The 11,611-nt window shown below is 63.9% G+C and carries 11 protein-coding genes; 9 read left to right on the plus strand and 2 right to left on the minus strand.

What is annotated here, in order from left to right; all coding sequences use genetic code 11:
• Positions 1 to 12 precede the first annotated feature (12 nt).
• Together purL and NUX07_RS03595 are read right to left on the minus strand one after the other, a co-directional pair.
• The gene (gene purL, locus NUX07_RS03590; RefSeq protein ID WP_265528898.1) at positions 13 to 2,217 is read right to left on the minus strand and encodes a phosphoribosylformylglycinamidine synthase subunit PurL; all 2,205 of its coding nucleotides are present in this window, start codon (positions 2,215 to 2,217) and stop codon (positions 13 to 15) included.
• An 83-nt stretch (positions 2,218 to 2,300) separates the two neighbouring features.
• A complete protein-coding gene (locus NUX07_RS03595; RefSeq protein WP_265528899.1) occupies positions 2,301 to 2,672 on the minus strand; it encodes a hypothetical protein in 372 nt (123 codons plus the stop codon).
• 82 nt (positions 2,673 to 2,754) lie between these two features.
• Between NUX07_RS03595 and NUX07_RS03600 the strand changes: the two genes are divergently transcribed.
• From NUX07_RS03600 to mraY, 9 genes are all read left to right on the plus strand, one after another.
• Positions 2,755 to 3,069, plus strand: coding sequence for a hypothetical protein (locus NUX07_RS03600; protein ID WP_265528901.1), 315 nt, complete (start codon positions 2,755 to 2,757; stop codon positions 3,067 to 3,069).
• Entirely contained in the window at positions 3,066 to 3,779 is a 714-nt protein-coding gene (locus NUX07_RS03605; protein WP_265528902.1) for a hypothetical protein, read from the plus strand. The genes NUX07_RS03600 and NUX07_RS03605 overlap by 4 nt, the downstream gene beginning before the upstream one ends.
• A 306-nt stretch (positions 3,780 to 4,085) precedes the next feature.
• A complete protein-coding gene (locus NUX07_RS03610; RefSeq protein ID WP_265528904.1) occupies positions 4,086 to 4,571 on the plus strand; it encodes a division/cell wall cluster transcriptional repressor MraZ in 486 nt (161 codons plus the stop codon).
• Positions 4,568 to 5,503, plus strand: coding sequence for a 16S rRNA (cytosine(1402)-N(4))-methyltransferase RsmH (gene rsmH, locus NUX07_RS03615; RefSeq protein WP_265528905.1), 936 nt, complete (start codon positions 4,568 to 4,570; stop codon positions 5,501 to 5,503). Before NUX07_RS03610 ends, rsmH begins: the two co-directional genes overlap by 4 nt.
• The gene (locus NUX07_RS03620) at positions 5,503 to 6,039 is read left to right on the plus strand and encodes a hypothetical protein (RefSeq protein WP_265528907.1); all 537 of its coding nucleotides are present in this window, start codon (positions 5,503 to 5,505) and stop codon (positions 6,037 to 6,039) included. Before rsmH ends, NUX07_RS03620 begins: the two co-directional genes overlap by 1 nt.
• 92 nt (positions 6,040 to 6,131) lie before the next feature.
• Positions 6,132 to 7,739: a peptidoglycan D,D-transpeptidase FtsI family protein gene (locus NUX07_RS03625; protein WP_265528909.1), complete on the plus strand. Its 1,608-nt coding sequence runs from the start codon at positions 6,132 to 6,134 to the stop codon at positions 7,737 to 7,739.
• 4 nt (positions 7,740 to 7,743) lie between these two features.
• Positions 7,744 to 9,159, plus strand: coding sequence for a UDP-N-acetylmuramoyl-L-alanyl-D-glutamate--2,6-diaminopimelate ligase (locus NUX07_RS03630; protein ID WP_265528911.1), 1,416 nt, complete (start codon positions 7,744 to 7,746; stop codon positions 9,157 to 9,159).
• Positions 9,156 to 10,529 carry a UDP-N-acetylmuramoyl-tripeptide--D-alanyl-D-alanine ligase gene (locus NUX07_RS03635; RefSeq protein WP_265528912.1) on the plus strand — a complete coding sequence of 458 codons (1,374 nt, stop codon included), beginning with the start codon at positions 9,156 to 9,158 and terminating at the stop codon, positions 10,527 to 10,529. The genes NUX07_RS03630 and NUX07_RS03635 overlap by 4 nt, the downstream gene beginning before the upstream one ends.
• Positions 10,529 to 11,599 carry a phospho-N-acetylmuramoyl-pentapeptide-transferase gene (gene mraY / locus NUX07_RS03640; protein WP_265528913.1) on the plus strand — a complete coding sequence of 357 codons (1,071 nt, stop codon included), beginning with the start codon at positions 10,529 to 10,531 and terminating at the stop codon, positions 11,597 to 11,599. The genes NUX07_RS03635 and mraY overlap by 1 nt, the downstream gene beginning before the upstream one ends.
• The last annotated feature ends 12 nt before the right edge of the window (positions 11,600 to 11,611 follow it).

Here is an 11,611-nt window from a genome sequence, read left to right on the forward strand (position 1 = left end):
GTCTTGGCGCGATCAGATCTCGCCCGACATCAGGCTCGGGAGCCAGCCCTCATGGGCGCTGCGCAATGCCTCTAGCGAGACGCTGCCGTCGCCTTCGATGCTGAGCGATTGGCTGACGTTGGTATGGCCCATCGGCTCCAGTGCGACGCCGGCTTCCTTGGCGGCGAGGAAAAGCGCATGCGGATCGTCGGTGGTAACGAGGTAGCGGCCCTGGTCCTCGCCGAAGAGCAGGCGCGCGAGGCTCTTTTCCTTGAAGCGCGAAAGGTTCAGTTCGGCGCCGACTCCGCCCGCCAGCGCCATTTCGGCGACTGCAACGAGCATGCCGCCATCGCTGATATCGTGGACGGCGCTGACGCGGCCCTCGGCGATACAATCGCGAATGAATTCGCCGTGGCGGCTTTCCAATGCGAGATCGACGTGCGGGGCTTGCCCTTCTTCGCGATCGTGCAGTTCCTTGAGCCAGACCGACTGGCCGAGATGGTGGCAGGGTTCGCCGACCAGCATGATGGCTTCACCGGCTTCCTTGAAAGCGATGGTCGCGGTTTTGCGCCAATCATCGATGATGCCGACGCCGCCAATCGCAGGGGTGGGGAGAATGGCGCTGCCCCCGCCCGTGGCCTTGGATTCGTTGTAGAGCGAGACGTTGCCACTCACGATCGGGAAATCGAGCGCGCGGCAGGCTTCGCCCATGCCTTCGAGGCAGCCGACGAACTGGCCCATGATTTCGGGGCGCTCGGGATTGGCGAAGTTCAAGCAGTTGGTGACGGCGAGCGGTTTGGCGCCGACGGCGGACAGGTTGCGATACGCCTCCGCAATCGCCTGCTTGCCGCCTTCGACGGGCTCGGCGAAGCAATAGCGCGGGGTGCAATCGGTGGTGATCCCGAGCGCCTTTCGGCTGCCGTGCACGCGTACTACCGCAGCATCGCCGCCCGGAGCCTGTACCGTATCGGCGCCGACCTGGTGGTCATACTGCTCCCAGATCCAGCGGCGGCTGGCGAGGCTGGGCGTGCCGAGCAGCTTTTCGAGATCGACGAGCGGATCGTCGCTTTCGGGTTCATCGGCGAGCGGTTCGGGCTTGGGGGTCTCGAGATAGGGGCGATCATATTCTGGCGCGTCGTCGGCGAGCGGGCCGAGCGGGATGTCGCACACGATATCGCCTTTCCATTCCAGAATCATGCGGCCGGTATCGGTCACTTCGCCGATCACCGCGAAATCGAGTTCCCACTTCTTGAAGATGGCTTCGGCCATCGCTTCCTTGCCGGGCTTGAGGACCATGAGCATGCGCTCCTGGCTCTCGCTCAGCATCATTTCATACGGCGTCATGCCTTCTTCGCGCTGAGGCACCTTGTCCATGTTGAGACGGAGCCCCGTCTCGCCGTTGGTCGCCATTTCGACCGACGAAGAGGTCAGGCCCGCAGCGCCCATGTCCTGGATCGCGACGATCGCGTCGGTAGCCATCAGTTCAAGGCAGGCCTCGATCAGCAGCTTTTCGGTGAACGGATCGCCGACCTGCACCGTGGGGCGCTTGGCGTCGCTGTCTTCCTCGAAATCGGTCGAGGCCATGGTGGCACCGTGGATGCCGTCGCGGCCGGTTTTCGAGCCGACATAGACGATGGGATTGCCCACGCCCGTCGCGGCCGAATAGAAAATCTTGTCGGTATCGGCGACGCCGACTGTCATCGCGTTGACGAGGATGTTGCCATTATAGGCGCGGTGGAAATTGGTCTCGCCGCCGACGGTCGGCACGCCGACGCAATTGCCGTACCCGCCAATGCCAGCGACCACGCCGTTGATGAGGTGGCGCATCTTGGGGCTATCGGGTTCGCCGAAGCGTAGCGCATTCATGTTGGCGACGGGGCGGGCGCCCATCGTGAAGACATCGCGCAAGATGCCGCCAACGCCGGTCGCGGCACCTTGATAGGGCTCGATGTAGGAGGGGTGGTTGTGGCTCTCCATCTTGAAGATGGCAGCCTTGCCGTCGCCGATGTCGATGACGCCCGCATTCTCGCCCGGGCCCTGGATCACCCACGGCGCCTCGGTCGGCAGTTTCTTCAAATGAAGCCTGGAGGATTTGTAGGAGCAATGCTCCGACCACATCACCGAAAAGATGCCGAGCTCGACCAGGTTGGGCGCGCGGCCCATGGCGGCGAGGATGCGCTCATATTCTTCGGGAGAAAGGCCGTGTTCGGCAACGACGTCGGGGGTGATCTCGCTCATGGGTCGGCATTAGTCTTGAGCCGCCCATAAAAAAACCCCCGGCGTGGTGCCGGGGGTTTGGTTTTTCAGACCTGCGTCCAGCGCTAGCGGGTGCAGGACGCGCCGTTGAAGGTGATCGTATCGCTTTCGGGCGTGCCGTTGAGGCTGTTGCCTTCGGACGTATACACGCCGGGCGAGGTTTCGGTGAGCGTCGCGCCGTCGCCGCCGGCGGGCGTTACGCGCGCCGTCATCTGGTCGCCGGTGCGGATGAAATCGATGCGCAGTAGCAGGTTGCTACCCGAGCAGCGATAATCGTCGGAGCCGACAGCCATGGGGACGCTGTTGATGTCCACGGGTGCCGCATTGGCAAGATCGTCTGCCATCGGATCATATTGTTCGACGACCTCGGGTTCGGACTGCTGGCAGGCGGCGATCATGGGGGCCGCGACCAGCGCGATAAGGAGCTGCTTCTTCATGGGGGCGGCTTTTCGCGATTGCAGCATTGAAAATCAAGCCTAATATCGGTGGACGTCCCACCGTGGAGCAGAAGAAGGTGTCATGACCGCCAGCCAGGAACGCAACCAGCGCATTCGCATCGGTATCACCGGGCTGGCGTTCGTCTTCCTGCTGGTAATCCTTGGCACTGCCTTGACGGAGCAAGGGCGCGACGCTGCCGATCCGGTCGAGGAAAAGCTGGCCGACGAAGCAGCGCCGCCGGCCGATCCGCTGGAGGAAATCGGTGCCGCGCCGCGCCAGGCCCCGGCCCCGACCGAGCCTGACAAGGCTGTCGACGAAAAGGACGGCGCGCTGACCGACGCGCTGCGCGACGATCTTGCCGAAGGCGGCGCACGCGAGGGTATCGTCGAAGAGTGAGAGTAATTGCCGCCTTGTTGCTGGCGCTCGCAGGGTGCGATGCGCCGCCTGCCGAAGATTCGCAGCCAGCAGCGACCAACGTCGAGGCCGAAGCGCCGACACTTGCCTTGCTGACCAGCCTGCCGCTGGCCTTTCCCGAAGATGGTTTTTCGCTCGAGTCGAGTGGTTCACCGGTGCTGGATGCGCTGGAGACGCGATACGCGGTGCGACTGATCGCAGCGGCAGATGCGACCAGTCTCGATGGCGCGGATGTGCTGCTGATGGCGCATGCGCCCGCGCAGACTGCCGAGGGACTGGTCGAGCTTGACGAATGGGTCAGGGCAGGCGGCCGCGTCCTGCTGCTCGCCGATCCGCGTTTGTTGTGGGAATCCGCCTTACCGCTGGGCGACCGGCGGCGACCGCTCTTTGCGTTCCCGGACACCGGGCTGCTCGGTCACTGGGGCGTTATGCTGGAAGGCCCCGACACAACGGGCCCCGAATTGATGGGTGACGGGGACAGCGCGGTCCTGTTCGGCGCGCGTGGGCGATTGACAGCGACCAGGGAGGCTTGCGGCGTCGAATGCGACGGGCTCGTCGCGCTGTGCTCGATTGGCGAGGGCACGGCGCTGATCATTGCCGATGCGGACTTCATCATGGTCGGCGAAGGCGGGCTCGATGGGCCGATCGAGGGTAATATTCCCTTCCTTATGGCGCAACTCGCCCGGCTCTAGTCCCGGCTCACGCCGAGTCGCGGCAATTTTTCTTTCCAACAGAGTTATCCACAGGGTTCTCAACCGGTTGAACGGGCACGCACGCCCCATTTTGGGCCCGCCAAAAGGCGCAGAAAACCGCCAAGAGTCACGAAAACCCACAAAATGGCATGAAATGGCATTGAAATCCGCGGCAACGTGGGTTACTCACATTCCGTTGGAAGCGCGGGGCAATCCGTTTCTCGATGAATGGGTTCGGTTCGGGCGGCGATGCCGCTCACCCGGAGACAGGGAAGCTTTGCCTTGCGCCCGAAGCGGGGAGAGCAAGTGGACCATCTGTTCCAGGGAAGTGCGCTTAACGCAGTAGACGCCAAAGGGCGCGTCTCACTGCCTGCCTTCCTGCGCAGTGTGGTCGAGCGTCGCGGCGATGCCCGCGCCATCGTTCTTGCCAAGCACGCACTGCTGCCCTGCCTTGAAGCTTACGATCCCGGCCACGCTGCCACCAAGCACGCCAAGATGGAGCGCCGCGCCGAAAAGACCGAAACCGCGATCGGCTCCGACCTCGATACTGCCATGGCCAACATGATGGCCTTTGGCGCAAGCGAGGACGTCTCTTATGACAAGTCGGGTCGCATCGTGATCCCGCCGATGATGAAGATGAAGGGCAAGATCGAGGATCTCGCGCTCTTCGTCGGCACCGGCGAAACCTTCCTGATCTGGAATCCCACCCTTTTCCTCGAGGACGAACGCATCCCCGAGGATATGAAGGACATCGCCCGTTTCCGCATGAGCGAACGGGGGATTACCGAATGAGCGTCCGGCCACCACATATCCCTGTGCTTCTCGACCCGGTGGTCCGGGCGCTCTCCCCTATCGAAGACGCTGTAATCGTGGACGGCACATTTGGTGCCGGCGGTTACACGAAGGAGCTCCTCGGAGCGGGGGCGGGACGCGTGATCGGCTTGGATCGAGACCCTGCAGCGATTGAAGCAGGCCGTTCGCGCGTCCCCAGTGACCAGCTCGATCTGATCCAGATCGAATTTTCGCGCATGGATGAGGCGGTCGACGAAAAGGTCGACGGCGTGGTGCTCGATATCGGCGTATCCTCGATGCAGATCGACGAAGCCGATCGCGGCTTCTCCTTCAGGGAAGACGGGCCGCTCGACATGCGCATGAGCCAGGCCGGCGAAACCGCCGCCGATTTTCTCAACCATGCCGACGAGGCCGAGATCGCCCGCGTCATCAAGACCTATGGCGAAGAGCCGCGCGCGCGCCGCGTTGCCGGGGCGATCGTGCGCGCCCGCCCGCTGACGCGGACCAGCGAGCTTGCCGATGTCGTCCGCAAGGCGCTGGGTCACCATCCGGGCATGAAGACCGACCCGGCGACCCGCACGTTCCAGGCCATCCGCATCCACCTGAACGCCGAGCTCGACGAGCTCGAGGCGGGGCTGCGCGCGGCCGAACGCATTTTGAAGCCCGGTGGTCGCCTGGCCGTCGTGACCTTCCATTCCCTTGAAGACCGAATCGTAAAGCGGTTCCTGCAAGCCCGCAGCGGGAACCTGCCCCAGGGGTCGCGGCATCGTCCCGCCGCGACCCCCGGGCCCACGCCAAGCTTCAAGCAAGTTGCCAAGCCCGTCTCCCCCGACGCAGACGAGCTGGCCCGCAACCCGCGCGCGCGATCGGCGCGACTGCGTAGCGCAGTCCGCACCGATGCGCCCGCGTGGGACCAGAAGGAGGCGGCGTGATGCGCGGCTTCGGTCCCATCCTGTGGACGGGCGGTGTGCTCGCCGCCGCACTGTCCTGCTACCTCGTGTCGCTGCAGGTCGCGTCCGAACGCGCCCAGCTCGAACGGATCGAGCGCGACATCGCGATGGTCACCCGCGATATCCGCGAGCTCGAGACCGAGATCGGGACGCGCGGCCGCCTGTCGCAGCTGGAAAAATGGAACGCCGGTTTCCTCCAGCTCGAAGCGCCGGACGCCGACCAGTTTCTCGACGGCAGCTTCCAGCTCGCCACGCTGATCAAGCCGCGCAAGGATATTGCGCCCGACGCGCCGGTCATTCTCGCCTCGGCGCGCAAGCCCGACGTCGACGAGGATAATGGACGCGGTCTTCAGGACATGGTCGTGCAGGCGTCGCTTGACGACCGGAAGCTGTCGCCGCGGCCGGTCAAGACGGCAAGGCTCGCCGAACCCGCCGATCCGCTGGCACCCTTGCCAAGCAGCAAGGTCGACGACGGCTTTGACTTCATCACGCCTGGGGAAGAACCGACGCAGCCATGAACGCGCCGATGCCCGCCCTTGTCGCGAGCCCTGAGAGACTGCAGCTAGTCGGGCAGAAGCGGCGGGTGCTGGCCGTGTTGCACCAAAGGCTGATGATCGGACTGATCCTGTTCGCAGCCTGCATCGCAGCCATCGTGCTGCGGATCGGCTGGCTGGCTGTGTTCGACGACGGTGCCAATGGCGCGGGCGGACCGCAGGCTTACATCCCGGCGCGCGGCGACATCGTCGATCGCGATGGTGAGACGCTGGCCCGCACCATCGATGCGTGGACGATCGCCATCCAGCCGCCCCGCGTGATCGGTAACAAGCTTGACCTTGCCCGCGAACTCGCGCGCCTCATGCCCGAACGCGACGAAGCGGATTATTACGAGCTGCTCACGGGCGACAAGAAGTTCGTCTATCTGCGCCGCCGCGCCAGCCCCGGTATCGTCGAGGCGGTCAATGCGCTGGGCGAACCCGGCGTCCAACTGACCCGCGAGCCCGATCGCCTTTACCCGCAAACCGCGCTCGCTGCGCACGTCATCGGCTATACCGACGTCGACGGCAACGGCGTCGCCGGCGCCGAGCGCGCGTTCGACGATTACCTGACCGACGCCAAGACACGCGGCGCGCCTCTAGAACTGTCGGTTTCGAGCCGCATCCAGCAGGCGCTCAAGGCCGAACTGGCCGGCGCGATGGAAAAATATTCGGCCATCGGCGCCGCCGGCGTCATCATGGATATCCATTCTGGCGAAGTGCTGGCGCTGACATCGCTGCCCCAGCTCAACCCCAATGTGGCGGGTGAGGGCAGCCCGGATGAGCGCTTCAATCGCGCCAGCCTTGGCGTCTACGAACTTGGCTCGACCTTCAAACCGTTCACCGTCGCCATGGCGATGGATGCGGGTATCGTGAAGGGCTTCGGGCAGATGTATCCGTGCCCCAAGAAATTGCAGGTCGGCAACCGATCGATCGGCGATACGCACCCGTTCGGGCGCGCCTGTTCGGTCGCTGAAATCATGCAGGAAAGCTCCAACGTGGGCACCGCGCAAATCGCGATGCAACTGGGTGCCGAGCGGCAGCGCGCCTTCCTCGACAAGATGGGCTTCCTCGATCGCCTTGGCCATGAGCTGCCCGAGCAGGGTCGCACGCTCTATCCCAAGGAATGGACCGAGATGGACACCGCGACAGTAGGCTTTGGCCACTCGATCGCGGTAACGCCGTTGCATCTGGCGGCGGGCTATGCAGCCTTGCTCAATGGCGGCATCCACCGCCAGCCGACGATCCTGAAGGTCGGTCCCCAGCATCCGGTGGCCGATGGCACGCGCGTTTTCAGCGAGGACACCAGCTACAAAATGCGCGCGCTGCTGCGCATGGTCGTGACCGAGGGCACGGGGCGCAAGGCCGATGCGCCCGGATATCGCGTTGGCGGCAAAACCGGTTCGGCTGAAAAGCTCATCAACGGGCGCTATTCCAAAACGACCGTTATCACGACGTTCGCAGGCGTTTTCCCGATGGATGAACCGCGCTATGTGATCGTGGTGATGCTCGATGAACCCAAAGGCACCAAGGAAACGTTCGGCTTCCGTACGGCGGGTTGGAATGTTGCGCCCGTGGTGAGCGGTACTATCAGCCGGATCGCACCGATGCTCGGGGTGCGGCCTGACGAGAATCGCGAACCCGATCTCGACAGCGTTCTGCCTTTCCTCTTTTCCGAGGAGTAACAATTTGAAACTGCACGACCTCGTCCGGCGAGGGAGCGACGTAACTGTAACCGGCTTTGCCATCGATCATCGCAAGGTGACCGAAGGCAATATCTTCGGCGCCTTCCGCGGGGCCAAGTTCAACGGCGAAGACTTCATCGAAGAAGCGGTCAAGCGCGGCGCGGTCGCCGTGGTAACGCGTAAGCACGTGCCCACCGGCAAGGCGTTTCGCATCGAAAGCGACAATGTTCGTAAGACCTTCGCCGAACTGGCGGCAAGATATTACGCGCCCTATCCCGAGACGGTCGCCGCGGTAACGGGGACCAACGGCAAGACGTCGACGGTGGAAATGAGCCGCCAGATCTGGCGCATGTGCGGGTATCGCGCCGCCTCGATCGGAACGCTGGGCGTGACGACGGGCGAGGACCAGGTGAAGACCGGGCTGACGACGCCCGATATCGTTACCTTCCTCAACAATGTTGCGGGGCTCAAGCGCATGGGCATCTCGCACCTTGCCTATGAAGCGTCATCGCACGGTCTCGACCAGTATCGCGCCGAAGGGGTGCCGGTGCAGGTCGCGGCCTTCACCAATTTCTCGCGCGATCACCTAGATTATCATGGCGACATGGAGTCCTATTTCGCGGCCAAGATGCGTCTGTTCGACGAGGTCGTGGACGTCGATGGCTCGGCCGTCGTATGGACCGACGATCCCAAGTCCGATGAAGTCATCGCCCGCGCCAAGCAGCGCGGCCTCAAGCTGTTCACTGTGGGTGAGCGCGGCGACACCATACGGCTCGGCGAACGGCGTTCGACGCCGCTCGGGCAGGCGCTCAGCATTACCCATGACGGGATCCAGCATTTGCTCAAACTGCCGCTCATTGGCGCGTACCAGGCCAATAATGTCATGGTCGCCGCGGGGATCGCGCTGGCGGCGGGTGGTCGCTGGGACAAGATCTTTTCGGCGATGGGACGCGTGTCGCCGGTGCGCGGCCGGCTCGAGCGCGCTGTCATCACGCGTAAGGGTGCGCCCGTCTATGTCGATTACGCCCACACGCCCGACGCGCTTGAGGCTGCGATTGCGGCGCTGCGTCCGCATGTTGAAGGGCGGCTGATCACCGTCTTCGGCGCGGGCGGCGACCGCGATATCGGCAAACGCGCGCCGATGGGTGAAGTGGCCGCCGAAGGTTCGGACCTCGTCATCGTCACCGACGACAATCCGCGCGGCGAGGATCCCGCGACGATCCGCGCGCAGGTCATGCAGGGTGCGCCTGATGCCACTGAGATCGGTGGCCGGCGTGAAGCGATTGCCGCGGCCATCCACGAGGCACGCGCGGGCGACATCGTGTTGCTGGCGGGCAAGGGGCATGAACAGGGCCAGATCATCGGCGATCGAACGCTGCCCTTCGACGATGTCGAAGTGGCGCGGGAGGAAGCGGCGTGACGCTGTGGACCGCCGCCGAGATCGCCCAAGCCACGGGCGGCACCGTCCATGGCGACTTCGTGGTCGATGGCGCGACCTTCGACAGCCGCGAAGTCGAGCCGGGCGACCTGTTTATTGCGATGCCGGGCACCGCGCATGACGGGCATGATTTCGTCGCAGGCGCTTTCGAAAAGGGCGCGCACGGCGCGCTGGTATCAAAAACTGTCGACGGGCCCCATGTGCTGGTCGTCGATGTCACGACAGCACTCGATGCGCTGGCCAGCGCAGCGCGCGACCGGCTCTCTGATGATGCGGTAGTGATCGGTGTCACCGGGTCGGTCGGCAAGACCTCGACCAAGGAAGCGCTTTACGCGGCACTCGATCGAAGCAGCCGCGGCAAGGCGCATCGCTCGGTCAAAAGCTACAACAATCATACGGGCGTGCCGCTGAGCCTCGTTCGATGCCCGCGCGACGTGAAATTCGCCGTATTCGAAATGGGAATGAACCATTCGGGCGAGATCGCTGCTCTGACACGCCTTGCCCGCCCGCACATCGCGCTAATCACCGCGATCGCGCCCGCCCATATCGAGAATCTGGGCTCGATGGAGGCGATCGCCGACGCCAAGGCAGAAATCTTCGAGGGTCTCGTGGGTGACGGCGTTGCCATCATTCCCGAAGACACGCCCTATAGCGACCAGCTCATCAAAAAAGCCAAGCGCCATGCCCGCACCATCATGACCTTCGGGTCGGGCGAGGCCGATGTCGCGCCGCTCAACCAGGCCCCGGCAAGCGGCGGGGGCACGCTGATCACCGCGCGGCTGCGCGGCGGCAGGCTGACCTACACGATGCGCCAGCCGGGCGATCACTGGGTAACCAACTCGCTAGCCGTTCTCGCGGCGGTTGAGGCGGCGGGCGGCGATGTTGCGGTGGCTGGCCTCGCGCTGGCTGAACTTGGCGGGCTGAAAGGCCGCGGTGCGCGGCATAGGATCAAGGTCGGCGAAGGCGAGGCGCTGCTGATCGATGAAAGCTACAACGCCAATTCGGCCAGCATGGCAGCGACGCTCAAAAGCCTTGCCAGCGAACAGGGCCGCAAGGTCGCGATCCTCGGCACGATGAAGGAATTGGGCGAACAAAGCGCGCGATTGCATGCCGAACTCGCCGCCCATGTGATCGCAGCAGGCGTTGAAAAGGCAATTCTGGTCGGCGCGGAAACGGCGCCGCTGTTCGCCGCGCTCGATGGCCAGATCACGGTCCACCATGTCGAAAATACCGACGCCGCCATCGGATTAACGGAAACGGTGATCCGGCCCGGCGATGCGATACTCGTCAAGGCCTCCAATTCCATGGGGCTTGGCAAACTAGTCGATAAGCTGGCAGGGGGCAGCGCATAATGCTCTACATACTTGCCGAATGGCTGGACTTCGTCGGCCCGCTCAACCTCATCCGCTACATCACGTTTCGTGCCGGTGCCGCGACGGGGACGGCATTGCTCATCGGGCTGCTGCTGGGTCCACGATTCATCAACTGGCTGCGCAAGAAGCAGGGCAAGGGCCAGCCGATCCGCGCCGACGGGCCGCAGTCGCACCTTGCCAAGCGCGGGACGCCGACGATGGGCGGCTTGCTGATCCTGATCAGCGTGACCGTTTCGGTGCTGCTGTGGATGGACCTGTCCAATCCCTATGTCTGGGCCTGCCTGCTGGTGATGCTGGGGTTTGCCGCGATCGGCTTCATGGACGACTATGACAAGGTCAAGAAGGCCAGCCACAAGGGCGTATCGGCAAAGATGCGGCTGGTGCTGGAATTCGCCATTGCGGGTTTTGCCACCTGGGCGATGACGCGCATCAGCGGAACGGAGCTTTATTTGCCGTTCGTGCAGGGGCCGGTGATCGATCTTGGATGGGGCTATATCGCATTCGGCGCCTTCGTGATCGTGGCGTTCGGCAATGCGGTGAACCTGACCGACGGGCTCGACGGGTTGGCGACAATGCCGGTCATCATCGCCTGCATGGCTTTCTCGCTGATCGCGTACCTTGTGGGCAACGCTATTTTCGCCGAATATCTTGGCATCCCCAACGTGCTGGGCGTTGGCGACCTGACCGTATTGCTGCTGGCCATCGTCGGCGCAGGGCTCGCATTCCTATGGTTCAACGCGCCGCCGGCGGCCGTCTTCATGGGCGATACGGGTAGCCTTGCGCTGGGCGGTGCCATCGGCGCGGTCGCGGTGGCGACGCACCACGAATTCGTGCTCGCCATAATCGGCGGGCTGTTCGTGCTCGAAGCGGTTAGCGTTATCCTGCAGGTCTTCTTTTACAAGCGGACCGGGCGGCGCATTTTCAAGATGGCGCCGATCCACCATCATTTCGAACAGATGGGTTGGTCCGAACCCACCGTCGTCATCCGCTTCTGGATCATCAGCTTCGTGCTGGCGCTGGCGGGTCTCAGCACCCTCAAGCTGCGGTGATTGCCTGCACCG

The organism is Sphingomicrobium marinum (assembly GCF_026157105.1).
Classification (GTDB): Bacteria; Pseudomonadota; Alphaproteobacteria; order Sphingomonadales; family Sphingomonadaceae; genus Sphingomicrobium; species Sphingomicrobium marinum.